The 25,073-nt window shown below is 60.3% G+C and carries 22 protein-coding genes; 15 read left to right on the top strand and 7 right to left on the bottom strand.

All coding sequences use genetic code 11. The annotated features are described in order from the left end of the window. Window positions 1-43: 43 nt before the first annotated feature. Window positions 44-619 (bottom strand): 5-formyltetrahydrofolate cyclo-ligase, encoded by a 576-nt coding sequence (locus LG376_RS12100; RefSeq protein ID WP_225747295.1) that lies wholly within the window; start codon window positions 617-619, stop codon window positions 44-46. Window positions 620-686: 67 nt separating this feature from the next. On the opposite strand from LG376_RS12100, the gene LG376_RS12095 reads away from it, so the two are divergent. The 4 genes from LG376_RS12095 to glpR all read left to right on the top strand — a co-directional run bounded on the left by LG376_RS12095 (window position 687) and on the right by glpR (window position 5,206). Further along, complete coding sequence (locus tag LG376_RS12095; protein WP_225747294.1) at window positions 687-1,613, top strand: UTP--glucose-1-phosphate uridylyltransferase; 927 nt, start codon at window positions 687-689, stop codon at window positions 1,611-1,613. 55 nt (window positions 1,614-1,668) lie between these two features. Continuing rightward, on the top strand, window positions 1,669-2,976 hold the full coding sequence (glp, locus tag LG376_RS12090; RefSeq protein WP_225747293.1) for a gephyrin-like molybdotransferase Glp: 1,308 nt from the start codon (window positions 1,669-1,671) through the stop codon (window positions 2,974-2,976). Then, window positions 2,976-3,686, top strand: coding sequence for a GNAT family N-acetyltransferase (locus LG376_RS12085; RefSeq protein ID WP_049379048.1), 711 nt, complete (start codon window positions 2,976-2,978; stop codon window positions 3,684-3,686). Before glp ends, LG376_RS12085 begins: the two co-directional genes overlap by 1 nt. 143 nt (window positions 3,687-3,829) lie before the next feature. Beyond that, window positions 3,830-5,206, top strand: coding sequence for a gephyrin-like molybdotransferase receptor GlpR (glpR, locus tag LG376_RS12080; RefSeq protein WP_225747292.1), 1,377 nt, complete (start codon window positions 3,830-3,832; stop codon window positions 5,204-5,206). A 14-nt stretch (window positions 5,207-5,220) separates the two neighbouring features. On the opposite strand, the gene LG376_RS12075 is transcribed toward glpR, so the two are convergent. Continuing rightward, window positions 5,221-5,937, bottom strand: a complete 717-nt coding sequence (locus LG376_RS12075; RefSeq protein ID WP_049379052.1) for a DNA-3-methyladenine glycosylase I — start codon at window positions 5,935-5,937, stop codon at window positions 5,221-5,223. A 156-nt stretch (window positions 5,938-6,093) separates the two neighbouring features. Between LG376_RS12075 and LG376_RS12070 the strand changes: the two genes are divergently transcribed. Both LG376_RS12070 and LG376_RS12065 read left to right on the top strand, forming a co-directional pair. After that, a complete protein-coding gene (locus tag LG376_RS12070) occupies window positions 6,094-6,507 on the top strand; it encodes a DoxX family protein (protein ID WP_049379053.1) in 414 nt (137 codons plus the stop codon). Next, entirely contained in the window at window positions 6,494-7,195 is a 702-nt protein-coding gene (locus LG376_RS12065) for a zf-HC2 domain-containing protein (protein ID WP_225747291.1), read from the top strand. The genes LG376_RS12070 and LG376_RS12065 overlap by 14 nt, the downstream gene beginning before the upstream one ends. Window positions 7,196-7,212: 17 nt before the next feature. Here the strand turns inward: LG376_RS12065 and LG376_RS12060 are convergent, their stop codons facing one another. Then, window positions 7,213-8,832 (bottom strand): dolichyl-phosphate-mannose--protein mannosyltransferase, encoded by a 1,620-nt coding sequence (locus LG376_RS12060; RefSeq protein WP_225747290.1) that lies wholly within the window; start codon window positions 8,830-8,832, stop codon window positions 7,213-7,215. Between the two features lie 24 nt (window positions 8,833-8,856). Here LG376_RS12060 and rsmI point away from each other — a divergent pair, with 24 nt between their 5' ends. From rsmI to metG, 3 genes are all read left to right on the top strand, one after another. Then, window positions 8,857-9,711 (top strand): 16S rRNA (cytidine(1402)-2'-O)-methyltransferase, encoded by an 855-nt coding sequence (gene rsmI, locus LG376_RS12055; protein WP_049379061.1) that lies wholly within the window; start codon window positions 8,857-8,859, stop codon window positions 9,709-9,711. Between the two features lie 247 nt (window positions 9,712-9,958). Continuing rightward, window positions 9,959-11,815: a BCCT family transporter gene (locus tag LG376_RS12050; protein ID WP_286688305.1), complete on the top strand. Its 1,857-nt coding sequence runs from the start codon at window positions 9,959-9,961 to the stop codon at window positions 11,813-11,815. A gap of 153 nt (window positions 11,816-11,968) precedes the next feature. Then, window positions 11,969-13,801 (top strand): methionine--tRNA ligase, encoded by a 1,833-nt coding sequence (gene metG / locus LG376_RS12045; RefSeq protein WP_198492753.1) that lies wholly within the window; start codon window positions 11,969-11,971, stop codon window positions 13,799-13,801. A 134-nt stretch (window positions 13,802-13,935) separates the two neighbouring features. Here the strand turns inward: metG and LG376_RS12040 are convergent, their stop codons facing one another. Together LG376_RS12040 and LG376_RS12035 are read right to left on the bottom strand one after the other, a co-directional pair. Beyond that, the gene (locus LG376_RS12040) at window positions 13,936-14,436 is read right to left on the bottom strand and encodes a GNAT family N-acetyltransferase (RefSeq protein ID WP_225747289.1); all 501 of its coding nucleotides are present in this window, start codon (window positions 14,434-14,436) and stop codon (window positions 13,936-13,938) included. A gap of 10 nt (window positions 14,437-14,446) precedes the next feature. Continuing rightward, window positions 14,447-14,863 (bottom strand): GNAT family N-acetyltransferase, encoded by a 417-nt coding sequence (locus LG376_RS12035; RefSeq protein WP_225747288.1) that lies wholly within the window; start codon window positions 14,861-14,863, stop codon window positions 14,447-14,449. Window positions 14,864-14,964: 101 nt separating this feature from the next. Between LG376_RS12035 and LG376_RS12030 the strand changes: the two genes are divergently transcribed. The 4 genes from LG376_RS12030 (at window position 14,965) to LG376_RS12015 (ending at window position 19,173) form a co-directional block, all read left to right on the top strand. After that, a complete protein-coding gene (locus LG376_RS12030) occupies window positions 14,965-15,792 on the top strand; it encodes a TatD family hydrolase (protein WP_225747287.1) in 828 nt (275 codons plus the stop codon). A gap of 285 nt (window positions 15,793-16,077) precedes the next feature. After that, window positions 16,078-17,259 carry a resuscitation-promoting factor gene (locus LG376_RS12025; RefSeq protein ID WP_225747286.1) on the top strand — a complete coding sequence of 394 codons (1,182 nt, stop codon included), beginning with the start codon at window positions 16,078-16,080 and terminating at the stop codon, window positions 17,257-17,259. 72 nt (window positions 17,260-17,331) lie between these two features. Beyond that, the gene (gene rsmA, locus LG376_RS12020; protein ID WP_198492758.1) at window positions 17,332-18,192 is read left to right on the top strand and encodes a 16S rRNA (adenine(1518)-N(6)/adenine(1519)-N(6))-dimethyltransferase RsmA; all 861 of its coding nucleotides are present in this window, start codon (window positions 17,332-17,334) and stop codon (window positions 18,190-18,192) included. Then, window positions 18,193-19,173 carry a 4-(cytidine 5'-diphospho)-2-C-methyl-D-erythritol kinase gene (locus LG376_RS12015; RefSeq protein ID WP_198492759.1) on the top strand — a complete coding sequence of 327 codons (981 nt, stop codon included), beginning with the start codon at window positions 18,193-18,195 and terminating at the stop codon, window positions 19,171-19,173. Here the strand turns inward: LG376_RS12015 and LG376_RS12010 are convergent, their stop codons facing one another. After that, window positions 19,174-20,499: a hypothetical protein gene (locus LG376_RS12010; RefSeq protein WP_225747285.1), complete on the bottom strand. Its 1,326-nt coding sequence runs from the start codon at window positions 20,497-20,499 to the stop codon at window positions 19,174-19,176. Window positions 20,500-20,591: 92 nt separating this feature from the next. Between LG376_RS12010 and LG376_RS12005 the strand changes: the two genes are divergently transcribed. Both LG376_RS12005 and LG376_RS12000 read left to right on the top strand, forming a co-directional pair. Next, window positions 20,592-22,400 (top strand): ABC-F family ATP-binding cassette domain-containing protein, encoded by a 1,809-nt coding sequence (locus LG376_RS12005; protein ID WP_225747284.1) that lies wholly within the window; start codon window positions 20,592-20,594, stop codon window positions 22,398-22,400. Continuing rightward, entirely contained in the window at window positions 22,367-24,100 is a 1,734-nt protein-coding gene (locus LG376_RS12000) for an alpha/beta hydrolase (protein WP_225747283.1), read from the top strand. Before LG376_RS12005 ends, LG376_RS12000 begins: the two co-directional genes overlap by 34 nt. A gap of 4 nt (window positions 24,101-24,104) precedes the next feature. Here the strand turns inward: LG376_RS12000 and LG376_RS11995 are convergent, their stop codons facing one another. Beyond that, complete coding sequence (locus tag LG376_RS11995) at window positions 24,105-25,019, bottom strand: AEC family transporter (protein WP_225747282.1); 915 nt, start codon at window positions 25,017-25,019, stop codon at window positions 24,105-24,107. Window positions 25,020-25,073 lie beyond the last annotated feature (54 nt).

Genomic DNA, 25,073 nt, shown 5'->3' with positions numbered 1-25,073 from the left:
TTTAGACTGCCCGAAACCGCGCATGGTTCCCGCGCCCTAAAAACTAGAAGCGGGTAATGCCCTCTGCGGTGACGGCGGCATCAACCTTGCGGTCATGGTCCTCGGTAGGCAGTTCGTCTACAAACTCGGAGGGGTAGACCATGGCGAAAACCGGCGGCTTGCCGTGGGGAAGCGGCTCCAGCGCGCGGTCATAGTAGCCGCCGCCCTTGCCCATGCGGTTGCCCTTGGCATCTACTGCCATGGCGGGGGCAAGCACCAAATCGCACTCGGCCAGCACGCTGCTATCAAAGCTTGGGCCCTGGGGCTCATTCAAACCCAATGGGCTGGTGTGCATGGCTTCCTTCCCGCGGTATTCGGCAAAGGTCAGCGTGCCATTCTCCCCGGAAATTGGCAGGAGGACGCGGGAAACATGGGCCTTGAGCCACGGCACAAAGTCCGCACCACCGGGCTCAGAGCCCAAAGGCCAGTAGGCGGCCACGGTCATGGACTCGGTGAGCTCGGATTCGAGGTGCTTACGCACGCCAGCGGTAAAGGCATCGTGGTCCTCGGAGGAAAGTTCGCGGCGGGCCTGGACCAAGCGGGCCCGCAGCTCGTTTTTGGCGGTAATGGAAGAGGTCATAAATAAATCATAACCCCGCGGCGTAGCGGTGCACGGGAAAATAATGTGGCGTTGTACGCTATTGTGCATGGCTATAGAACGCGAAGATTCCGCCCGCGGAATCACCACGGTTGTAGTTCCAGCGGCAGGTATGGGCACCCGATTTTTGCCCGCCACCAAAACGGTTCCCAAGGAACTGTTGCCCGTTGTTGATACTCCCGGCATCGAACTCATCGCAGAGGAGGCAGCTTCTGTAGGTGCGCGCCGCCTAGCGGTGATTACCGCGCCCGATAAGCAAGAAGTCATGCGCCACTTCGAGGCTTTTCCCGAGCTGGTAGAGACCCTTGAATCCCGCGGCAAGGACGAGCAGGTGGCCAAGGTTAAGCGCGCCAACCAGATCATTCACCCCGTTGCGGTGGAGCAGGAAAAGCCGCTGGGCTTGGGCCACGCGGTGGGCCTTGCCGAAGAGGTCCTTGGGGAAGACGAGGATTCCTTCGCCGTCATGCTCCCCGATGACATTGTGCTGCCCGCCACCGTCATGGCCGATATGGCGCGTGTGCGCGCGGCATTGGGTGGCAGCGTGCTGTGCGCTTTCGAGGTCCCGCGCGAGCAGACCTACAACTACGGCGTCTTCGACGTGGAAGATACCGATGCCCCTGGCGTGAAGAAGGTCGTGGGCATGGTGGAAAAGCCGGCAGTAGAGGATGCCCCTTCTAACCTCGTGGCCACCGGCCGCTACCTTTTGGACCGCAAGATCTTTGATGCCCTGCGCCGCATTAAGCCGGGCAAGGGCGGCGAGCTGCAGCTAACTGACGCCATCGAGCTCCTCATTGAGGAGGGCGAGCCCGTCCACGTGGTAGTCCACCAAGGAAAGCGCCATGATTTGGGCAATCCCGGAGGCTATATCCCCGCCAACGTGGACTTTGGCCTGCGCGATGAAAAGTACGGCCCCACGCTGTATAAAGCGATTAAGCACATCATCGCCGAGTATGAGGACGAGTACGGCCTAGCCTAGGGATTTTCCCAGTGGCCAAGGACGTGGAAGCGAAGAAAGGGCGGGCATAGACCTTATGCGTTCAGTTGATGACCAGTTGGCGCTGGTAACGGATGCGGCGACGACGCCGGAGCCGGTGCGCATCGGTATTTCCAACGCGCTGGGTTTGATGTGCGCCGAGCAGGTACAGGCTAACCAACCCCTGCCGGGCTTCCCGCAGGCGGCCATCGATGGCTATGCGGTGCGCGCCGTGGATATTGGAGGCGAGCGGGGTCTGCGGGTGCGCCACAAGGACCAGGAAGAACAGTCCACTGAGAGCGAAGAGGATGCGGATTCCCCGCAGCCGGAGGTAGAGCGTTCCTTGCCCGTGGTGGGTGAGGTTCCTGCTGGCTCCAAGCAGCCGCTGCGCCTGCAACCTAAGCAAGCGGTGCGCGTATATACGGGTGCGTCTTTGCCTACGCTTGCCGACGCCGTCCTTCCCCTCGAGTGGACCGACCGCGGCCGCAAGCGCGTTACCGCCCACCGCCCGGTGCGCTCCGGTGACTTTGTGCGCCGGGTAGGCGACGATATCCAGCCTGGCGACGTCGCTGTATCCTCCGGCACCGTCTTGGGCCCAGCTCAGATTGGCCTTCTAGCTGCGGTGGGCCGCTCAAAGGTGCTGGTGTATCCGCGCCCGCGTATTACCATCATTTCCTTTGGCCGCGAGTTGGTTGACTTGGACCAAGAGCCGGCGCTGGGCCAGGTCTTTGACGTGAACTCCTATTCCTTGGCTGCCGCGGCCCGCGAAGCCGGGGCAGAGGTGCACCGCGTGGGCATTGCCGAGGGTGAGCCGCGTCGTATCCGCGAAGCGTTGGAAAAGCACATTGCCCGCAGCGAGGTGCTGGTTATCTCCGGCGCGGTGGGCGGCGCTGGTGCCGAAGCGATCCGCGAGATTCTCGACGACCTTGGTGATATTGATACCTCGCGCGTGGCCATGCACCCCGGCTCCGTCCAAGGTTTTGGGCTGATGGGCGAGGAGCGCATTCCTACGTTCTTGCTGCCGTCCAATCCGGTGTCCGCGCTTGTGGTCTTTGAGGTATATATCCGCCCGCTTATCCGCTTGGCGCTGGGGAAGCGGAATGCGCACCGCCGTGTGGTGCGTGCCCGTGCGTTGAACCACATCGATTCTCGCCCCGGCCGGCGCGGCTTCATCCGTGCTCGCCTGATGCGCGATGCCGAAACCGCGGACTACTTGGTGGAAGGCCTCGGCGGTGCCGCAGGTGCTCCGGCACACCTCTTGGCCGGCCTCTCAGAGGCCAACGCCATGATTCGCGTGCCGGAAGAGGTCACGGAAATCCGCCCAGGCGATGTGGTTGATGTGTTGTTTTTGACCCAGCGCAGCTAATGCTCGATCCTTTCGGCAACGCGGCGGATAGGTTCCGTCATCCTGCTACCGGCCCCACCGATGACATGCATCCGGGGTGGCCGGAATCTACTCCTTTTGTCCAGCTTCCCTCCTCTTCTGTCTTTCCCTCGGGGGCGCGGATGCGTTTGCGCCCCCTGCTGCGTTCCGACGGCCATGAGTGGCGGCGTCAGCGCATCGACGATGAAAGCTTCCTCCGTCCGGTTGAGCCGACCCAAGCCGCACCGTGGGCGGCGGCGCATAGCCAGCAGGCGTGGTGGAATCACCTGATGTACCTGCGCACCGCCGCGCGTGAGGCGCTGGTGATCCCGCTTGTCATTGAGGTGGAGGGGAAATTCGCAGGGCAGGTAACCCTGGGAAACATTCAGCATGGCAGCATTCGCGATTGCTGGATTGGCTACTGGGTATATTCCGCGGTTCACGGCGCCGGGGTGGCTACGGCCGCCACCGCCTTGGGCGTGGACCACGCCTTTGGTCGAGTGGGTGTGCACCGCGTGACCGCCACCTATCTGGAGCACAACCCCGCCTCGGGCCGCGTCTTGGCCGCCAACGGGTTCCGGCATGAAGGGTATTTGCGGCGCAATCTACATATCGACGGCGCGTGGCAGGACCACCACTACGTGGCGTTGGTGAAAGAAGACTTTGCCTCCACGGCGGTGGAGCGCCTGCGTCAAGCTGGGCGACTGGCGTGAAATAGTGGCCTAACCGCTGGGATTCCCACCTCAATTTTCACATAAGTAACAACATTGTAATTTGTGCGAATTTGGGGTGCTACGGTGCGGTTTCACCGTTTAAGGTGGAGTAATCATCTGTATCCAAGGGGAAGGTCCTTTTCGTGTCGACAGCTGTGCCGATTATCGCGATCATCGTGGTGTGGCTCTTCGTGCTCGCACCGTGGCTACTGGGTAGGAATAATCGCCCAATGAGCCATACCGGTGAGGCCTTTGAAGATACCCGGGTCCTCTTTGAAGGAGATTCCGGCAAGGTCGCCGGCCGGCGTCGTCCGCGCCTGCGCGCTGAAGACGTCCACCGTCGGGACGATGAGGCCGAGGCGGACTACGAAGTCGTCGAGCCTGCAGACGCTGCCGACAGTAAATCCGATGCCGAGACCACCAAGTCCTCGTCGCGCTCCGTGACCATTGCTGGTGCCGCACGCCGGGCCAAGTCCCAGCCCTTCGGCAGCGGTAGCCGAGCGTTTACTGGCGCTTCCGCTTCCACCGCGGGTGAAGAATCCAAGGAACAGGCAGAAACCATCGACGGCGAATTGGTGGAAGAAGCGATTGCAGAAGAAGACGAGTCTGCAGTCGAGCCACAGGCAGCTGCGGTTCCTGCCTCCCAGCTGGCTGATGCGGACAAGGAAGCCAACACCGCAGAGGCAGACGATGTCGATGACGTGCTCCTGGAGGACGAGGACGACGCCTCGGACAAGGCCTCGAAGAACGATGCCGCCGAAGTTGCCGCCGCCGAGGCTGAGGTCTTTAGCGCCCCAGCTGTCTCTAGCGTGGCGAGCGATGCTTATACCTACGACGAAACCTATACCTCGCCGGTAGACCTCATGTATCCGGGCGCCGTAGACAAGGCCGAGATCAGGGAGAATGACCCCGTAGAGCCTGCCGGCGCGGATGATGTGTCCGAGGCCAAGGGGTCCGAGAAACTAGAAGCGGCCACGGAAGCAGACGAAGCCGGCTTGGATACCGACCTGTCTGAGGACGAGGTCGAATTTGCCCAGCGTCGTTTGGGCCGCGGTGGCTGGGATCCGGTAGCGGAAAAGGAAAAGTCTGCAACGCGCTACCAGCGACGTCAGCGCACCCTGCTGGGGCTGGCCGTGGCTGTGGTGCTCACGGTGGCCCTCGGCATCGTAGTTGGTGGCTGGACTTGGTGGTTGGCTGCGGTCGCCGGCGTGCTTACCGTGGCCTACTTGATCGCCCTTCGCTCTCAGGTCCGCCAGGAACAGGCACTGATGCGCCGCCGTGTACGCCACCTGCGCCGCGCCCGTTTGGGCGTGCGCAACGCCGAGGATGAAGAGCTGAAGATTCCGCGCAATCTGCGCCGCCCAGGCGCCGTGGTCGTGGAAATCGACGATGAGAGTCCGGACTTCGTGCATCTTCCGCTGAGCTATAGCGATGGTGAGGACGGCGACTTTGACGGCCCGCACGTCGGGCCGGATGGCTACGGTCGCCGCGATGACCTAGCAGCCCGCCGCGCTGGATAAGCGCGTGTGGCGGCCTAGCTAGCAGCGCCGTGGAGCTCGTCGGCGCTCGCTGTCTGCGAGTTCGCGAGCGCGTTGTATTCCTGCGCTAGACCATAATGCGGCACGCCGCTCTCCAGCCACACCCCGGAGGTACCGCGGCGATGAGAGCCGATGAGGTGCGTATCAATCATGCCGATGGCCTCCATGAGGGCGAAACAGGTAACCGGTCCAACGAAGCGAAAGCCCTTCTTCTTGAGTTCGCGGGACATGAGCTTGGACTCGTAGCTCTTTTTCGGAATATCCTCCATCACGGTGGGGTAGAGGTTTTCCGGAGGTTGGTAGGCCCAAATGAACTCCGCCAGCCCGCCTTCCTCGCGCAGAGCGATGGTCGCCTTGGCGTTATTAATCGCGGCGCGGATTTTGGTTTCGTTGCGGATAATGGAGGCGTCGCCAAGCAAACGCTCCACGTCTGCCTCGCCGAATTGGGCGACCTTGTCCGGATCGAAGTTGCAAAAGGCTGCACGGAAGGCCTCGCGCTTCTTGAGCACTACCGCCCAGGACAGGCCGGACTGGAAAGATTCGAGGCTCAAGCGCTCGTAGAGTGCAGCTTCATCGAAAATGGGTAGGCCCCATTCGGTGTCGTAATACTCCTTTAACATCGGCGAGGACATCGCCCAAGGCGGGCGGCCCAGGCCGTCATCGTCATAGACCAAGGTGGTTCGCTCTTCGGACTGCGTGGTTGGTTCGCTCATGGTGTTCTCCTTTTATCTTTTGTGCGTAGTTCCCATTGAAACAGCCCGCGCGGCCGTGTTCTTTTCCTTCCCCCGCCAAAGGGCGAATTTCCCAGGAGCATGGGTGTAGTCCATTGCCTTCGCATCGGGTGAGGGGTTCAGGGTAATCTGTTCAGCATGAATAGACCTGCCGTACGCGATGCTGCACTGCTAATTTTTCGAGCGGTCCTCGGATTAATCTTTATCGCACACGGCGTGGACAAGATGTTTATGACTGGCATGGATGAAACCGTGGGGCAATTTTCCGCCCTGGGGGTGCCGCAGCCACAGCTTTCCGGCTATATCGCCGCCATAGGAGAGATGGCCGGCGGTGCATTCCTCGTCGTTGGTCTGCTCACCACTTTTGTCGCCGGGGCACTCGCATTGCTCATGGGGTGTGCCCTGTATTTCGTGCACCTGGGCCACGGGCTATTTGCTGCCGATGGTGGAATCGAATACCCACTGGTATTGCTGTTATCCCTGCTGATGATCGTAATTTTTGGCTCCGGTAGAGCCAGCATGGACGGGGTGCTCAGCAATGTTGACGCATAGCCAGGTCCAAGCGGCTATCTCCGCGCACATGGATGGAGAGTACTCCGATCTGTCCCAGGACGTCATTGATACTCACCTGGAAAGCTGCGCCGAATGCCGCGCTTTCCGTGACAAGGCGGCCGCGCTATCGCGTTCATTGAGCTTTGTGGAGCCCGTGGATTCCGGCATGGCTCCGCCCACGGATCTTTCTGATGTCATCTTGGCCGGCGTGGAGCCGGAATGGCGACGTACCGCGAGCGCTCGCCAAGCCAACCTCACGGTTGCGCGTGCCGCAATGGTGCTTATGGGGGCCATCTTTGCGATCTGGGCAGTGGTGCTCATCGTGCACGCCTCCGGGCTCGTACCGTTAGGCGCGGAAGGAAAAGTTCTAGATCCCACTGCGGATCCGGAGCGAGCCAACCTGCTGATGGAGGGCGCGGCAGTACGCTTTGGCATGGCCTGCGGCCTATTCTTCAGCGCCTGGCGCCCCGCAGCGGTCACCGGCCTGCTTCCGGTATCGGCCACGATGTTTGCCTTCCTCTTCGGCTTTGGAATGCGCGATATAGCGCTGGGTACCGTTACCATTGAGCAGGTGTATTTCCTCATCGCCACCGCGCTGGCAACTCTTAGCCTGGCGTGGGCCTGGGCGGCAGAAAAGGGCTACCTCGTGCGCGCGTGGTGGAAGTCCCTCAATGCACAGCCGCAATAAACTTCATTCAGGCGCGGTTAGGTCCAGCTCGGCAGCCACATCATGGAGTGGTACCAGGAATCTGGAATCTTGTAGCCGTACAAAATGGGAGAGAAGTAGAAGAACATCGCCACTACCAGGGCTAGGTAGAACACGGCGGCGATGGTACCCCAACGTACAGGGCCGCCGGCCAAGCTCTTCAGCCATCCCCACCGCACAGGCTTGCCATGCCCGATGAGCTGTCCTAAGGCTAACGCAATAAGCACGATGACAAAGGGGATAAAAGCGGTGGCGTAGAAGAAGTACATCTGGCGGTCAAAGGCCGCGAGCCAAGGCAAGAAGCCTGCCGCAAAGCCCACCAAGGGGATAAGGAAGGCACGGTTGCGTCGAATAATGAGTGACCACAGTCCCCACATCACGGCCGGGATGACCAGCCACCAGATGGCCGGGGTGCCAAAGAGGTAGAGCATCTTGCGGCATTCGTTACTGCCATCACCGCACTGCAGGTCTGTGGAGGAGTAGTACAAAATAGGGCGGGCACCAACGAGCCAGGCCCAAGGCTTGGAATCCCACGGGTGATGGTGGCCGCCGGAGGAGGTAAGGCTGGCATGGAATTCCAAGACAGAGGAATGGTAGTAGAACCAGCCGGCCAAAGAATCGGGCAGGTGCATCAGCCACGATCCATCCTCGATGGTGCCATCCACCTTGGCATGGCGGTACACGGCGGTTTCGGAGGAAAACCACGCCCGCCAGGTCCAAGCGTAGAGCAGTACCGGCACGAGCACAAGGGAGGCCAGGGCAGCAGGGGTATCGCGCACCAGTGTACCGAGGATATAGCGGCGCACCCCATAGCGCTTGCGCAGGGCAAGGTCGCTGAAGACGGACATTAGGCCAAAGAACATGATGAAGTACAGGCCGGACCACTTCACGCCCAGGGAAAGACCAAGGCAGACACCTGCGAGGAGGCGCCACCAGCGGAATCCAAAGCGCGGGCCGAAGGCGGAAGAGCCCATCCGGTCCTTCACAAACGCGTTGTGGAGGCGCTCGCGCATCTGATTATGATCGCGGGCGAGCGCCCAGGCGGCGGCTACAACGAAAAAGACTTGGAATATATCCAGCATGCCGAACTTGGAGGAGACCAAGAGCACGCCATCAAAGACGGCGATGAGGCCAGCTAGGGTTGCTACCTGCCAGGATAAGGAGACCCGGCGGGCCAGGGACATCGTCAAGAGCACGGTGGCTGCTCCGAAGAGGGCCGTCATAAAACGCCAGCCCAAAGGGGAATAACCAAAGACCCACTCGGCTAGTGCCACGATCTGCTTACCCAACGGTGGGTGTACTACTAGACCATAGCCGGGGTTGGTTTCGATACCGCCGATAAAAAGGTTATCCCAGCTTCGCACCATGTCCCAGGCTTGGGGAACGTAGTGCTTCTCATCAAAGACGGGCGTGCCCTTGGAAACGGGCGCGGTAAGTCCGATAAAGCGGGTAATGAGCGCAAGGACGCCGACGACGCTAGTGCTTATCCAGTCAGCCTTGCCCCACGCATAGGCGCGGGGTGCTGGCGGAGCCACGGTGTCGTGCGTGGTGCGCGATGGGGCAGCGGTAGCAATAGTCACTTGGTTGAGTCTAGGCGACAACGTAGCGCAACCGCGCATTAAAGAGTATGGAATGCTAGAAGTATGTCTGCTTTAGGTCTGGATCCACTACCACGCGGGGTAATCCTCGCCGCCACGCCGCTGGGAAACGTAGGAGATGCCTCCGCGCGTTTAATGCATGCCTTGCAGCATGCGGACGTTATCGCGGCCGAAGATACGCGGCGCGTGCGCAATCTGGCCCAGGCTTTAGGGATCGAGATTTCCGGGCGGGTGGTGTCCAATTTTGATCACAATGAAAAGGACCGAGCCCAGCAGCTTATCGACGCCGCCGCGTCAGGCACCGTCCTCGTCGTCACCGATGCCGGCATGCCCATTATTTCGGATCCGGGCCTGTCCCTTGTGGCCGCGGCAGCCGAGCGGGATATCCCCGTGACCTGTTTTCCTGGCCCTTCTGCCGTGCCGACGGCCCTGGCGCTTTCGGGCCTGGGCGTGGGGCATTTCCTTTTCGACGCCTTTCCTCCTCGCAAGCCCGGTCCCCGCAAGGCGTGGCTGGAGTCACTGCGCAACGAAAAGCGAGCCATCGTCTTCTTCGAATCTCCTCACCGCGTAGCCGAAACCTTGGCCGAGGCAGCGGAAATTCTCGGCGCCGACCGCCCGGCCGCGGTGTGCCGAGAGCTGACCAAGACCTATGAGGAAATCCGCCGTGGCAATCTGGGCGAGCTAGCCGAGTGGGCAGTAGACGGTGCTCGGGGAGAGATCACCGTGGTGATTGAGGGCGGTACTGCCGCTGCCGCTACCGCTGCAGACTTGGTGCCCAAGGCGCTCGAGCTAGCGGACGCGGGGATGCGACTGAAGGACGCGTGCAAGCAGGTAGCCAAAGGCACCGAGGTCTCTAATCGCGAGCTTTATGATGCCGCTTTGGCAGCTCGCAAGGACTAGTCCCCACCGCTTATTCGATTACGTCACACCCCGTAGCGTGCGTAGACGGCTTCACTAACGGGGGATTTGTAATTGAATTGTTATAGTCCTCGGGCGTGTGGGCAGCTTAAAGCGGTATTTACATGGGCAAATAAAGCGTAAAAACCTTTCAAATTATCGTGGAAAATCCCTGGGAAACGGCGTTGAGCAGCGAAGTTTCTACGTGTTTCGTTTGATAATTGAGTAGTTCCGCACCACTGTATAGCTCATGACGAACTCGGAAAATATGGGCACAGGCGTGCCAGAAGAAGGAAAGGAACCGGTTGGCGCACAGGCGCAGCCGGCCTCTGCTTCTTCGAGCGGGCAGCCTATTGAGAATTATCAGACTGTAGACGAACAGCTGGACGCACAATCTGCCACCGGCCAGCTTCAGGATATGATTCACTCCGATGGCTTCCACCCGGAGCGCTATGACGATCCTGAGGTGGAAATCGCGGCCGATCGTGACAATATGCCAATCGATTGGTCCATCGTCGGCATCGCCGGTGTTCTGGTCGCCGCGATCGTTGTGTGGGGCCTGGCCGCCCCGGACAACTTTGCCAACTTCTCCTCTTCGGCCCTGACCTGGGTCGTGGACAACTTCGGTTGGGCCTATGTCCTCTTCGGCACCGTCTTCGTGGTGTTCGTTGTCTTTATTGCCGCCTCCAAGTTCGGCTCCATCAAGTTGGGCCGCATTAATGAGGAGCCGGAATTTTCCACGCCATCGTGGATTGCCATGATGTTCGCCGCCGGCATGGGCATTGGCCTGATGTTCTACGGCGCTTCCGAGCCGCTGGCTAACTACCGTGACGGCACCCCGGGCGAGGGCACTGGCAATGTTGGATCGTCCATGGCCTATGCCATGTTCCACTGGACGCTGCACCCCTGGGCGGTGTACGCCATCGTTGGCTTGGCCATCGCGTACTCCACCTTCCGCATTGGCCGCAAGCAGCTATTGAGCCAGGCCTTCGTGCCGCTCATCGGCGAGCGTAACGCCAACGGTGCGGTGGGCAAGTTCATCGATATCCTGTCCATCTTCGCCACCGTCTTCGGTACCGCCTGCTCCTTGGGCCTGGGTGCCCTGCAGATTCAGGCCGGCTTGAAGGCATCCGGAATCATCGATAACCCCACCAATTCCGTGGTTATCGGCATCGTGTTGGTCCTTACCCTCGCATTCCTCCTGTCCGCGATGTCCGGTGTGGGCAAGGGCATTCAGTACATTTCCAATGCGAATATGGTCCTTGCCGCAGTGCTGGCGATCTTCGTGTTCATCTTGGGCCCGACCGTTACCATCCTCAACCAGATTCCTGGCTCCATTGGTAACTACCTCAACTACTTCACCGAGATGATCGGCCGCACCGCCGAGTCCGAAAACGGCACCGCTGGTGAGTGGCTGTCCGGCTACACCATCTTCTACTGGGCATGGTGGGTTTCCTGGTCCCCGTTCGTGGGCATGTTCCTGGCACGTATCTCCCGTGGCCGTTCCGTTCGTGAGTTCTGCCTCGGCGTCCTGCTTATTCCAGCCGGCGTATCCACCCTGTGGTTCGCTATCTTCGGCGGCACCGCTATCCACATGGAGCAAAACGGCGAATCCATTACCGGCGAGTCTGCTGAGGAAGAGCTGTTTAATCTGCTGCAGTCCATGCCTGGCGGCTTCGTTGCAGGCATCGTTGCGGCGGTTCTTCTGGCTACCTTCTTCGTCACCTCTGCGGACTCCGCGTCCACGGTGATGGGCTCCATGTCCCAAAATGGTGCTTCTACCGCTAAGCCGTGGCTATCCGCGGCATGGGGCGCACTGACTGCCTTGGTAGGCCTGACCCTGCTCTTGGCTAATGAGGACGCGCTGTCTAACCTGCAGAACGTCACCATCGTTGCTGCACTGCCGTTCCTGTTCATTCTCGTAGGCCTGATGTTCGCCATCTACAAGGCTCTGAGCGAGGATATTATTTACCTCGAGTACCGCGAGGCACAGCAGTTCCAGCGCAAGATGGCCCGCGAGCGCCGCTTGCACCGCGAGTACCAGCGCACGCAGGTACTTAAGAAGCGCCGCAACGAGCGTCTCAAGCACCCGATGAAGCGCAAGTAATTCGCGCCCTTCACGGTTTACTTTCATAGCGCCCATCGTTTCCTCAGCAGTGGGGAAGCGGTGGGTGCTTTGTCCTGAAAAAGCGGTTCACCTGCGGAGTAAATGTCTGCCCTAATCGTGTGGGCAGGAGCCGGCTTCGATACAGTAGAACCCATGACTGAGTCTGTAGTAGTAAATGTTGCCTGGCCCTATGCCAACGGCCCGCGCCACATCGGTCATGTGGCCGGCTTTGGTGTTCCTTCTGACGTCTTTGCACGTTTTCAGCGAATGCGTGGCCGCAACGTACTCATGGTCTCCGGTACGGACGAGCACGGCACTCCGCTATTGGTTCAAGCGGACAAAGAAGGCGTGTCCGTTCGCGAGCTCGCAGACCGCTACAACCGCCAGATCGTCACTGACCTAGCCGACCTCGGCCTGTCCTACGATCTTTTTACCCGTACCACCACTCGTAACCACTACTCCGTGGTACAGGAACTCTTCAAGGGCCTGTATGCCAACGGCTACATGCTCAAAGAGACCACCCAGGGTGCTATTTCGCCGTCTACCGGACGCACCCTGCCGGACCGCTATATTGAGGGCACTTGCCCCATCTGCGGCGCGGATGGCGCCCGCGGTGACCAGTGCGATGAGTGTGGCAACCAGCTTGACCCGGTGGACCTGATCAACCCCGTATCCAAGATCAACGGCGAGACCCCAAAGTTCATTGAAACCGAGCACTTCCTGCTGGATCTGCCCTCCATCAAGGAGGAGCTGCAAAAGTGGCTTTCCACCCGTGAGGACTGGCGCCCGAACGTCTTGAAGTTCTCCCTGAACCTGCTGGAGGATATGCGCCCGCGCACCATGACGCGCGATATTGACTGGGGCATTCCGATCCCCGTTGAGGGCTGGCAGGACAATAACGCTAAGAAGCTCTACGTGTGGTTCGATGCGGTCATCGGTTACCTGTCTTCCTCTATCGAGTGGGCATACCGCACCGGTCAGCCGGAGGCGTGGAAAGACTTCTGGCAGCACCCGGAGTCCCGCCACTATTACTTCCAAGGCAAGGACAACATCACCTTCCACTCCCAGATCTGGCCGGCCGAGCTTTTGGGCTATGCCGGCAAGGGCAACAAGGGCGGTGAACTCCACCAGTACGGCGAGTTGAACCTGCCTACGGAGATTGTCTCCTCTGAGTACTTGACCATGTCTGGTTCCAAGTTCTCCTCGTCCAAGGGCGTTGTCATCTATGTCAAGGATTTCTTGGCGGAGTTTGGCCCAGATGCCCTGCGCTACTTCATTGCCGTGGCCGGTCCGGAAAACAATGACACGGACTTCACCTGGGATGAGTTCGTGCGCCGTATCAATAATGAGCTGGCCAATGGCTGGGGCAACCTGGTCAACCGCACTGTTTCTATGGCGTTTAAGAACTTCGGTGAGGTTCCAGCACCAGCAGCGCTGGAAGAAAAGGATAAGGAGATCTTGCAGCTGGCGGAAGAGACCTTCGAGACCGCCGGTGCTTTGTTGGAGCAGTCCAAGTTCAAGCAGGCGATTACCGCTATCATGCACGTCGTCGGCGAAGCCAACGCTTATATTGCAGACCAAGAGCCATGGAAGTTGGCCAAGGATGAGGCCCAGCGCGAGCGCCTAGCTACCGTGCTGTGGACTGCTCTCCAGGTGGTTTCTGACTGCAATGTCATGCTCACGCCGTACCTGCCGTTTACCGCGCAGAAGGTCCATGAAACCTTGGGCCGTAGCGGCGAGTGGGCAGCCCAGCCAGAGGTCCACGATGTCAAGGATGATATCCCCGTAGAGCTCGTTGGTGCTGGCTTGCCGCCAGAGGGCCACGAGTATCCGGTTATCATGGGCGACTACACCCAGCAGCAGGCAAAGTGGGAGCGCATCCAGGTAGAACCGGGCACCGCCTTGGCCAAGCCGAAGCCGCTCATTTCTAAGCTTGATCCAGAGTTGGGCGAGACCGGCCCAGAGTGGGCGCCTGTTAACAAGTAGTAGCCCATAAAACGGCCGCGTTATGGTTCCCTTTTCGGCGGAGAAAAGGGCATAACGCGGCCGTTTCTGTATTCCGGACTAGAAAGAAAGAGTACGAAATACCCGAATCCTTGCCGGGAAGGGTGGTTGCAGGTTTAGCGCTCGAAATCGCGCTGGAGGTGCACCAAGCCGAGGCGGACGCCATCTTTGGTATGGATATTCGGCATGCGGCCGGTCTCGGTGAAGCCGAACTTCTTGTGCAGGGCGATAGAACTCTCGTTGGTATCGACGATATAAGTGATCATCGTCTGCACGTAGGCGTCGTCGGCGGCGACGTCCATAAGGGCGTCGAGAAGCTCGGAGCCCACGCCCTTACCCTGAGCGGAGGGCGCAATGTAGACGGAATCTTCCACGGTGCCGTAATAGATGGCGGGGGTGACGAACTGGAAGTAGGCCGCCCAGCCAATGACTTCATCATCGTGCACGGCTACGAAGACCGGGGAGCCGGCCTTAAACATCTCCTTGAGCCACTCTTCGCGGTCGGAGACATCTTCTTGCCACGTGACCAGGTTAGCGGCGGGTTTCGCTGCGGAGCCGACGTTGTAGATAGCGGTGAGTGCGGGGGCGTCGGCAAGCTCAGCAGGACGGATATGCATAGAAATTCCTTTACACCAGAAGTTGTAGGTGGGTGAGGCTCAACCAGTGATCGAACTTGTAGCAAACCTCTTTAAGAGTACCCACGTTTTCAAACCCGAACTTTTCATGCAACTTTAGCGATGCCGCATTGGTGGAGACGATGAGAGCGAGCAGGGAATGAACCTTTGTATCGGCGCGGGCCGCATCTACCAAGGCGCCAAGCAACGCGGTTCCCACGCCTTGGCCCTGAGCGGCAGGGGAGAGATAGATGGTGGTCTCATAACAGCCCGTCCACACCTGCGGATCGCGGTAAGGATGGTAGAGCGCCCACCCCAGGTAGGTGCCAGAATCGGACTTCGCGATGAAGCACGGGCAGCCCTCTTCCCAGATGCGGCGCAGGTAGGCCTCGCGCTCTGCGATGTTAGCCGGGGTAGCGCGGAAAAACATCGGTGTGCTCGATGGCCCAGTTGAGGGTCTCGGTCATGGCGGGCACATCCGCAAGGCCAGCGGGTCTGATCAACATGGCAGCCAATATTACAATTGCCTACATGGCTAAAAAGAAGCGACGTCCCACTCCCGTTCCGGCACCGGGCCTAAGCGGCCTCATCGATGCGCACACGCATCTGTTTTCTCACAAGGACACCGATGAGGTGCTGGTCAATCGCGCGCGCACCGCCGGTATTAGCCGCATGGTGACGGTGGGCGATGACCGCCGTGAATCGGCAGCGGCGCTGGCTACTGCGCATTCCTTTCCAAATGTTTATGCCGCCTGTGCCATCCACCCAGTGCGCGCCAACGAGTTGGATGCACCTACCAAGGTGGCACTGGAGGAGATGGTGGCGGATCCGCGCTGCGTAGCAGTGGGAGAGACCGGCCTCGATGCCTACTGGGTGCAGCACGAGCCGGAGACCACCGCGACCATGGCCCAGCAGGAGGAATCCCTGCGCTGGCATATTGACCTGGCGGTGCGCCATGGCAAGACTCTGATGATTCACAACCGCGAGGCGGATGCGAACCTGCTGCGCATTCTTGCCGACGCCCCCGCGCCCGACACCGTTATGCTGCACTGCTTTTCCTCGCCGTTGAAAGTGGCAGAGGAAGCCTTGGAACGCGGCTACGTATTGTCCTTTGCCGGTAACGTCACCTTCAAGCGCAATGCCGAGCTGCGGCAGGCGGCGGCGAAGGCGCCGGCCGGCCAGTTATTGGTGGAGACCGATGCGCCATATATGACGCCAGAGCCCTACCGGGGCCAGCGCAATGAACCGGCTCTTATCGGGCACACATATGAATGCATCGCTCGCGTGCGCCACCAGACGGTGCAAACGCTAGCGGCGGAGGTAAATGACACTTTTGATCGTGTCTACGGCCTGCGCTAACGCCTAGGTGACGGTTTTCACAAAAATAAAACCCGCTGGTCAGAGGTGGCGGGGGTGTTTGGTGTGGCGGTTGTGTGTCCAGTGAGGCGTGTGGTGGATTAGTCCTCGACTTTGTGGGGCTGTTATCGTATTGTTATTAATCGTTCGTTTAGGTTTTAGGATCCTGCAGCGCCACCATTGGTGCGGCAGCAGCGGCTCTCAGTAAAGCAAACGCCTGCGTGGACAACTTTGCTGGCCTAAACTCTTGTAATTGTTGAAACCTGCACTATCGGAGATTCATTCAGCATGTCACCTCATCAGATCAAGCGCATCAATAACTCCCGCTCGCTGCCACTGCGTCTGGCAACGGGTGGTGTATTGGGCACCCTAGCCGTCGGCGGCGTGGTAGCCGTTGCGGCACAAAAAGATGTCACCGTGGACATCAACGGCGACAAGGTGGAGTTGGCTACCTTTGCCAAGGATGTCGACGGCGCGCTGGAGGCAGCCGGCGTGCAGGTGGGCGAGGAGGACATCGTCTCCCCAGCCCCGTCCGAGTCCGTGGGTGATGGCGATGAGATCTCTGTGCGCACCGCAAAGCCAGTAGCCGTGACCATCGATGGCGTGCAGCAGCAGCTGTCCACCACCGACCTCACCGTTTCTGACCTGCTGGGTAACCTCAGCGGCGTGGTCAAGGGTGCTTCTGTGAAGTCCGGTGATGCTGACGTGGACGAGGACGCCCAGCTGGAAGAGGGCATGGACCTTGAGGTTGTGTCCCCGAAGATCGTCAAGATTAATGATGGCGGCAAGGTAACCTACACCAAGATTGCCGCTAAGACCGTTGAGGACGTTCTCAAAGCCCGCAATATCGACGTTGATGACGATGACCGCGTCTTCCCGTCCAAGGAGACCAAGGTTACCGAGGGCATGTCCATCAAGGTGGACCAGGTATCTACCACCGTTTATGACTCGGAAGAAGAGTTTGACGCCGAGCCTAATTACGTTGATGACCCGGAGCTGGAAGAGGGCACCGAAGAGGTCCGCGAGGAAGGCGTTAAGGGCAAGCGCGTCATTACCCACAAGCTGGTAATGAAGGACGGCGCTAAGGAATCCAATGACGTCATCAAGGAAAAGGTGACCGTCGAGCCTAAGGCTGCCACCATCGCCCGCGGCACCAAGAAGGCTGAGGAAGAAAAGCCGGAGGAGGGCGGCAACTCCGGTGCTGCTGCGCCGGCGGTGGCCGATGGCTCCGTCTGGGATTCCATTGCACAGTGTGAGGCCACCGGTAACTGGGCCATTAATACCGGCAATGGCTTCTCCGGTGGCCTGCAGTTCACCCCATCGACCTGGGCAGCATTCGGCGGCACTGAGTACGCGCCGGAGGCATGGCAGGCTTCCCGCGAGCAGCAGATTGCCGTGGCAGAAAAGGTGCAGGCAGCGCAGGGCTGGGGCGCATGGCCGGCATGTACTTCCAAGCTGGGCCTGCGTTAAACCGCAGCGCTTCTTGGCCGCACGCCCACTGTGGTGTGCGGCCTTTTTGTCTCTTCTACTAAGTTAGAAGGCATGACTAATTCCACCGGCGCCGCGCTTTTGGGTCCTGTAGAGATCCGCGCCCTCGCGGAGAAGCTCGACATCGTGCCCACGAAGAAGCTGGGGCAGAACTTTCTGCATGACCCGAATACCATCCGGCGCATCGTCGCCGCGGCGGAGCTGGATCCCACAGATCGCGTCCTCGAGGTAGGCCCCGGCTTGGGATCGCTGACCCTTGGCTTGGTTGAGGCCGTGGGGGAGGTCACCGCGGTGGAAATCGATTCCCGTTTGGCCGCCCAGCTGCCCGATACCGTGGACGAGCGTGCCTCTGAGTATGCACACCGCCTGCGCGTGGTGGAAAAGGACGCGTTGCGCGTGACGGGTTCTGACGTCACAGAGCCGACTGCCCTCGTGGCCAACCTGCCGTATAACGTCGCTGTACCGGTCCTGCTGCACTTGCTGGAGACATTTCCCTCCATTCGCCGCGTGCTGGTGATGGTCCAGCTAGAGGTGGCGGACCGTCTCGCGGCCCAGCCGGGCAGCAAGGTTTATGGCGTACCCTCGGTCAAGGCGGGCTTTTATGGCAAGGTCTCCAAGGCTGGCACGATTGGCAAGAACGTCTTTTGGCCCGCGCCCAATATTGAGTCTGGGCTGGTGCGCATCGACGTCTTTGACGATGCTCCTTGGCCGGTCACCGATGAGTCGCGGGCTAAGGTCTGGCCGGTTATCGACGCCGCCTTTGCCCAACGCCGCAAGACCCTGCGCGCGGCATTGTCCGGCCACTTTGGTTCGGGTGCCGCCGCCGAGGAAGCCCTGCGAGCGGCGGATATCGATCCGAAGCAGCGCGGTGAAAAGCTCGCCGTGGAGGACTTCGTACGATTGGCAGGAATCTAAATGAGTGCACCACTAGATAGCGATCCATTCGTCTATACCGCGCGCGCTCATTCCAAGGTCAATATCCACCTCGGCGTGGAGGAACCGCGCGAGGATGGGTTCCATGAGCTCGCCAGCGTCTTTCAGTCTCTGGAGCTGCATGACACCGTGACACTCACGGACTTGGGTAATCCCGAGGTGGATAAGCCGCGCATTCAAGGATTAAAGGTCACGGGCCCTCATGCACAGGGGGTGCCGGAGGACTACACAAACTTGGCGTGGACCGCGGTCAACCGCATCATGCAGTACCTATACACCACCCATGGACCGAAGGCGCTGCCGGAGGTAGCGCTGGAAATTCACAAAGCCATCCCTACCGCCGGAGGCATGGCGGGCGGCTCTGCTGATGCGGCCGCCGCGCTGCGCTTAGCCGAGCGCTGCTATGGCGGCTACTACAACATCGACTCGGTGGGTGAGCCGATCTTGGACGCGCTAGGCGCGGCGCTGGGCTCGGATGTTCCCTTTACCCTGTTGGGTGGCACCGCGCTCGGTACAGGGCGCGGCGAGCAGCTTACCCCGATGATGGCGCGCGGTACCTACCACTGGGCGCTCATCGCTTCGGACCGCGGGCTATCTACCCCGCAGGTCTTTCACAAGCTGGATGAAATGCGAGAAAAGGGTCGCGGCGGCGCGCCGCACATGGATACTGCGGCAGTATCGCAGGCGCTTATCTCGGGCGACCCGCACCGGGTGGCACAGCACTTGCACAATGACCTGCAGCCGGCGGCGCTTTCCCTGCGCCCGGACCTGCGCAAGACACTGGAGGCGGGTGTGGCCGCTGGGGCACTTGCGGGCATCGTCTCCGGCAGCGGTCCGACCTGTGCCTTCCTCTGTGCTGGGGCAGAAGAAGCTAGGGAAGTGGTCTCCCAAGTGACGGTGGAAATTCCCGGCACCAAGGGTGTGGCTACCCATGGACCCGCTAGCGGTGCTGTGGTGCTGTAGCTAGAGCACCGTCATCTCGGTGGGCTCGATGTCGAGGTCGAAGCGGTTAACTTCCTTTTCTTGGAGGAGGTCGATGACCACGAGCTGCTTCTTCTGGGCGTCGGTAATAAAGGCGTAGCCATCGGCAGCCTGCAGGATGGGCCCCGGCTGCTGCCACTCCTTATTTTCTTTCCACCTGGAAATGGCATCGATCTGCGAAGTGATTTCGCCGGAATCTGGGTCGATGATGTTGAGCTTGCCGTCGGTGGTGAGCACCAGCGCCTCGCCCAGCGGGCCGCGGGCCAGAGAGCGGAACCAATAGGAAGCATCGAGATCAACCTTCTTGGCGGAAAAGTCTTTGGTATCCACCAGGGCCACGGAGGTGGGGCGTTCGAGCTCTGCATCCTTGTTGGTCTTATTATCGGCCAGAATGACATCGGATTCCTCCGAACCGGCAGCATTGCCGGAGCGCTGGTATCCGCCTGCTCCGGCATAGGCGGAGGCGTCCACCTTGTGGAACTTTGTGCCATCGAAGACTACAGGGCCGTCCTCGCAACCGAAGAAGATATTGCCGTTTCCAGCGGTGGCCTCGCCGTGCACGCCAGGGCACTTGGTGGTTTCAGTAAGGACCTTGCCCTCCTTATCCAGATGCTGGATGGTGTGGCGCTCGTCCTCGGTTCCCTTGGTGATAACTACCGAGCCATCCTTCAGTGGTACGGCCACGCCGTGGTGTGCAGCCCCCGTATCTACGGTATTGACCGGCTGGGCATCGTCTTTGCCAATGTCTTCGGTCTTGTAAATCCGTGCTACGCCATCGCCATCTGAAAACAGTGCGGTAAAGCCATCGTGGTGGACCACGTGGCCGGCGTGCGGGGCCTTGATAGGGGCGTCGCCAAGCGAGGGCTCTGCGGTGTAGTAGTGGTTGTGATCGCCGTGGCCCTTGGTAATGCGGCCTGTGTCGTAGGTGAGGAAGCTATCGCCCTTAGTGACCATGACGTGGCGATTATCGCCGGCATCGTTGAGACGAAGGAAGGCATTCATCTTGTCCTCGCCGATTACTTTGCCCGTTTTGGCGTCATAAGCGCTCAAGCCGTCTGCATGGGAGATAACGATACGGGTGGGCAGCTGGGCTACCTCGGTCTGTCCCTCTTCGGCTTCGAAGCCTTCGTGTGAGTGCCCGGCGTGGTCATGCTCATGGTCGTGTTCGTGGGCGTGGTCCTCCTCGCTGTGCGAGTGCTCGTGGGAGTGCAGGGAATCCTTTTCCTCTTCGGTAGGGGCGGAACAAGAGGCGATGGCTACTGCCGCGGCAGAGAGCACCGCGCAGAGGGAAAGTGTGTAATGCTTCATACACACGCACACTATTGGACGTGAAAATCAATAGCAATAGCTTGAAGAAATGCGGGGGTATGTGCGCGGAGGTATTAAGATGGACACTCGTTATGGCAAACCTGATTAACCTCGAGCAAGTCAGCAAAACTTATGGATTAAAAACCCTCCTAGACGGGGTATCCCTAGGTGTGCAAAGCGGCGATCGCATCGGCATCGTCGGCGTTAATGGCGGTGGCAAAACCACCCTGCTGGAGGTGCTCACCGGCATCGAGCCGCCCGACGCCGGCCGCGTATCCCATACCTCTGATTTGCGCATGGCTGTGGTTACCCAGCGCTTTGACTTGCCCGATGAGCTGACCATCGCGCAAGTGATTATTGAGCCGCTGGAATTGGAGACCTATGAGTGGGCCTCCAATGCCAAGGTGCGCGATGTCTTGGGCGGGCTGGGCATTGTAGATCTTGGGCTCGATACTCCGGTGGGTTCGCTCTCCGGTGGCGAGCGCCGCCGCGTGAACCTGGCCGCCGCGCTAGTGCAGGATTTGGACCTCGTGGTGCTCGATGAGCCGACCAACCACCTCGACGTGGAAGGCGTGCAGTGGCTCGCGGACCACCTGCTCAAGCGCAACCTGGCCGTGGTCGTGGTTACTCACGATCGCTGGTTCCTCGATACCGTGGCCACGTGGACCTGGGAGGTACACGATGGCGTGGTCGATACCTACGAGGGTGGATACAACGATTGGACCTTTGCCCGCGCCGAGCGTGCCCGCCAGGCCGACGCCATGGAGCAGCGCCGCAAGAACCTCGCCCGCAAGGAGCTGGCCTGGCTGCGCCGCGGCGCACCGGCGCGTACCTCCAAGCCGCGCTACCGTATCGAGGCCGCTGAGGCGCTGATCGCTGACGTGCCGGAGCCACGCAATAAGGTCGAGCTCATGGCCTTTTCCAAGCAGCGCCAAGGCCGCGTGGTTATCGAGCTAGAGGATGCCACCGTGCAGTCCCCGGACGGTCGCACCTTGGTGGACCACCTCACCTGGCGCCTAGCCCCCGGCGAACGCATTGGTTTGGTGGGCGTTAATGGCTCTGGCAAAACCACCCTGCTGCGCACCTTGGCCGGCGAGTACGAGCTGGCGGCAGGCAAGCGCATCGAGGGTCAAACCGTGCGCCTCGGTTGGCTGCGCCAGGAACTCGATGACTTGGATCCGGAGCGCCGGCTTATCGACGCCGTCGAGGACGTCGCCACCTACGTTCAGCTTGGCAAAAAGGAGCTTTCCGCCTCCCAGCTGGCCGAGCGCCTGGGATTTTCCGCCAAGCGTCAACGCACTCCGGTAGGTGACCTCTCTGGTGGCGAGCGCCGCCGCTTGCAGCTGACCCGCGTACTGATGGCCGAGCCCAATGTGTTGTTGCTGGACGAGCCCACCAACGATCTCGATATCGATACCCTGCAGGAACTGGAGTCCCTCCTGGACTCCTGGCCTGGCACCATGGTGGTCATTTCGCACGATCGCTACCTCATTGAGCGCATCGCGGATAACACCTACGCGCTCTTTGGCGATGGCAAGCTCACCAACCTTCCCGGTGGCATCGACGAGTACCTGCGCAAGCGCGCCGCACTTGAGGCCCAGCAGAGTTCCGGTGTGCTCAACCTGGGAGAAAAGAAGGCAGACAACGCTGCACCGAAGCCAGAAAAGAAGCTCTCGTCCCAGCAAGAGCGCGAAATCACCAAGAAGATGAACGCCCTCGAGCGCAAGATGCACAAGCTGGAAAAGGCGGCCGCGCAGATTAATGAGAAAATGGCGACCGCCGCGGAAAAGGTTGATACCCAGGCCTTGACCGAATTGGACGGAGACTTAAAGGAAAACCGCAGCGCCTACGAGGAATTGGAGATGGAATGGCTGGAGTTGGGGGAGAAGCTCGAAGGGTAGAAGCCCGCATCGCCGATATTGTCAGCTACCTCGACCTGTGGGGCATTATCGGCGCCGCAGCGCTTTTTACCCTGGGGCTTACCCCATCCATTCTGCCGCGCGATTGGCTCTACCAAGGGCTCGTCTCCGGCATCGCCGCAGGACTCGGCTATACGCTGGGCATCGCCCTCAAGCTCGTGTGGTACCGGCTGGTGGTGCGCTATGTGGCGCCTCGGCATGCCTGGCTCGATGCCGCCACGTGGCCAGCTCGGCGCTACCGCCTAGCCTCCCGCATCGCCACCGCCGCTTTTGTGGTCTGGATGATAGGCTTTGCGGTCTTTGCCGTGCGGTGGCAACGCCAACTCGCAGACGCCCTGTCCGCACCGGCGCCCACCATTGCGAGCTATGTGCTGGTGGTTCCGCTGGCACTGGCGGTATTTACCGCCTTTCTTTTCCTCCTGCGCCTGCTGCGCTTTTGCGTGCGCTGGCTTTCCAGCCACTTTCCCCAGCGCTTCCGCGCCGCCTACCGCGTTGCGGGTGCGGTACTCATCGTGGCACTGGTGGGCACGTATACCGTGGAAAACCTCATCCCCGGCGCCATTGTGGGCGTGGGGGAAAGAATCTTTACCGCCCAAAATGCCGAGCCCGATCCTGCAACGCAGCGTCCCACGTCTGCTGAGCGCAGTGGATCCCCAGACTCCCGCGTGGACTGGAATGGGGTAGGGCTGCAGGGCTCGCGTTTCCTCTCCTCCGGTGCGCACCGCGCGGAATTGGAAGAGGTTACCGGAAAGCCCGCTAAAGAACCCATTCGCGCCTATGCCGGCCTGGGCAATCGCGCCTCCAATGAGGAGCGAGCGCAGCTGCTTATCGATGAACTCGAGCGCACCCACGCCCAAGACCGCAAGGCGCTGCTGCTTATTATGACTACCGGAACCGGGTGGGTGTCTTCCTATTCCGCCCAAGCCTTCGAGCTGCTCTACGGCGGGGACACCGCCATCGCGGCCGCCCAATACTCTGCCATGCCCTCAGCCCTGCATTTCCTGTCCGGCGGTGGTCAGGTAGAACGCGCCGGGCAGGAGTTCATCAACCCTATCGTGGACTGGTGGAACGGGCTGCCGGAGGATAAACGCCCGAAGCTCTACCTCTACGGCGAATCCTTGGGCACCACGGGCATTGAGGCGGCCTTTTCCGGGGTGCGCGATATCGCCAATTCCGTCGACGGCATCCTATTGACGGGGCCGCCGCACTTTAATCGCCTGCGCACCCAGTTTGTGGAGCGCCGCGACCCTGGCTCTTCTGAGATAACTCCCGAATACGCCGGCGGCCTCGTCGTGCGCTTTGCCAACGATGACGCGCAGGTGCGCCAATGGGGCACGGTGCCAGAAGAGGAGTGGGGACGCACCCGCATGCTCTATATCCAACATCCCTCGGACCCGGTGGCCTGGTGGTCGCCACAGATGGCCTTTAAGGAGCCGGATTGGATGCGCGAGCGGACACCGTATTCTGCCGAGCGCGTAATGCAGTGGATGCCCCTCATCTCTTCCCTCCAAGTAGCCGCCGATCTGCCCGGCGCAAAGGACGTACCCGATGGGCACGGTCATAACTACGGTGCATCGGTGCTCGACGGCTTTGCCGCCATCGCTGGTCCAGACGTGGCGGGAGCCATTGACCCCGATGAGCTGCAACGCCAATTTGCCGCGCTCGACGTCGGCATCTACTAGGTGTTTAGCCAAATAAGGCTGCGATGGCCAGCATTGCAGGCAGTGAGAGGAAGGTAGTGAGAAAGACCGTATCGCGTGCCACGGTTTCTCCTACTTCATAGGTGGCGGCATAGTTATACACATTCTGCGCCGTAGGCAAGGCTGCCAGAATCAATGCCGCATATAACTCCGCGCCATTAAGGCCCAGCGCTGTACCCACGGCCAGCGCAAAAGCGGGCATGCCCACCAACTTCAACACCGTCGCGGAAATGGTGGGCAGACGGTCTTCTTCCAATAGCCCGTCGCCCTTTAACGAGGCACCAAAGCTCATCAGGATCATAGGAATGGAAGCGCCACCCAATATCTCTAGCGGCTTCATCACCACATCCGGTACCTGCCACTGCGCCGCGGAGACAATAAATCCCGCCACCGCAGCCAACACCACCGGCGCGGTAACCCCCGAGACCACGGAGTTCCATATCGATCGTAGGCTCGTACCCTGTGCATTGAGTCCCGCGATGATAAACGGGGAGAGCACCGCCATCTGGAGAACCAATGCCGGGATAACGTAGGTGGCATCACCAATGACATAGGTGGCAATGGGCAGGCCAATATTGACCGAGTTGTAGTAGCTCGCCGCCGCGGCACCCGCCATGGTTTCGGCGCCGCTGCGTGGAAAGAGTAGCCGGCTGCACAGCCAGTACACTGCCATGGTGGCGACGGACGCGGCGGCAATGACGGCCACCACTGGGGACGCAAACGCGGAGGTATCGGATGTAGCCACACTGGAGAAAATGAGTGCCGGCGTGGCCGCCCAAAAGGCCGTTCGATTGAATTGCAAGCGCGCCTCGCCCTTGCCAATAACGCCCCTGTGGGCCAGCACAAACCCGACGCCGATGACTACGAAAATAATCGCAAACCCGGTCAATACGTCCAGCAACAGTCAACAACCTTTCGCAGTACTTCACAATGCGTGAGGATATTGTCGCACCAT

Source organism: Corynebacterium sp. Marseille-P4611 (assembly GCF_916618765.1).
Lineage (GTDB): Bacteria > Actinomycetota > Actinomycetes > Mycobacteriales > Mycobacteriaceae > Corynebacterium > Corynebacterium marquesiae.
Note: the sequence above shows the minus strand (reverse complement) of the source record. Positions and strands in the feature narration are given on the sequence as shown.

Excerpts from the sequence above, each read along its gene's own strand:
- LG376_RS12095 (WP_225747294.1), top strand. The coding sequence starts at position 687 with ATGGCTATAGAACGCGAAGATTCCGCCCGCGGAATCACCACGGTTGTA.
- LG376_RS12100 (WP_225747295.1), bottom strand. The coding sequence starts at position 619 with ATGACCTCTTCCATTACCGCCAAAAACGAGCTGCGGGCCCGCTTGGTC.
- LG376_RS12065 (WP_225747291.1), top strand. The coding sequence starts at position 6,494 with ATGTTGACGCATAGCCAGGTCCAAGCGGCTATCTCCGCGCACATGGAT.
- LG376_RS12025 (WP_225747286.1), top strand. The coding sequence starts at position 16,078 with ATGTCACCTCATCAGATCAAGCGCATCAATAACTCCCGCTCGCTGCCA.
- LG376_RS12015 (WP_198492759.1), top strand. The coding sequence starts at position 18,193 with ATGAGTGCACCACTAGATAGCGATCCATTCGTCTATACCGCGCGCGCT.
- LG376_RS12050 (WP_286688305.1), top strand. The coding sequence starts at position 9,959 with ATGACGAACTCGGAAAATATGGGCACAGGCGTGCCAGAAGAAGGAAAG.
- LG376_RS12005 (WP_225747284.1), top strand. The coding sequence starts at position 20,592 with ATGGCAAACCTGATTAACCTCGAGCAAGTCAGCAAAACTTATGGATTA.
- LG376_RS12075 (WP_049379052.1), bottom strand. The coding sequence starts at position 5,937 with ATGAGCGAACCAACCACGCAGTCCGAAGAGCGAACCACCTTGGTCTAT.
- metG (WP_198492753.1), top strand. The coding sequence starts at position 11,969 with ATGACTGAGTCTGTAGTAGTAAATGTTGCCTGGCCCTATGCCAACGGC.
- LG376_RS12030 (WP_225747287.1), top strand. The coding sequence starts at position 14,965 with ATGGCTAAAAAGAAGCGACGTCCCACTCCCGTTCCGGCACCGGGCCTA.
- rsmA (WP_198492758.1), top strand. The coding sequence starts at position 17,332 with ATGACTAATTCCACCGGCGCCGCGCTTTTGGGTCCTGTAGAGATCCGC.
- LG376_RS12035 (WP_225747288.1), bottom strand. The coding sequence starts at position 14,863 with ATGTTTTTCCGCGCTACCCCGGCTAACATCGCAGAGCGCGAGGCCTAC.
- LG376_RS12000 (WP_225747283.1), top strand. The coding sequence starts at position 22,367 with ATGGCTGGAGTTGGGGGAGAAGCTCGAAGGGTAGAAGCCCGCATCGCC.
- rsmI (WP_049379061.1), top strand. The coding sequence starts at position 8,857 with ATGTCTGCTTTAGGTCTGGATCCACTACCACGCGGGGTAATCCTCGCC.
- glp (WP_225747293.1), top strand. The coding sequence starts at position 1,669 with ATGCGTTCAGTTGATGACCAGTTGGCGCTGGTAACGGATGCGGCGACG.
- LG376_RS12040 (WP_225747289.1), bottom strand. The coding sequence starts at position 14,436 with ATGCATATCCGTCCTGCTGAGCTTGCCGACGCCCCCGCACTCACCGCT.
- LG376_RS12010 (WP_225747285.1), bottom strand. The coding sequence starts at position 20,499 with ATGAAGCATTACACACTTTCCCTCTGCGCGGTGCTCTCTGCCGCGGCA.
- LG376_RS12070 (WP_049379053.1), top strand. The coding sequence starts at position 6,094 with ATGAATAGACCTGCCGTACGCGATGCTGCACTGCTAATTTTTCGAGCG.
- LG376_RS12060 (WP_225747290.1), bottom strand. The coding sequence starts at position 8,832 with ATGCGCGGTTGCGCTACGTTGTCGCCTAGACTCAACCAAGTGACTATT.
- LG376_RS12085 (WP_049379048.1), top strand. The coding sequence starts at position 2,976 with ATGCTCGATCCTTTCGGCAACGCGGCGGATAGGTTCCGTCATCCTGCT.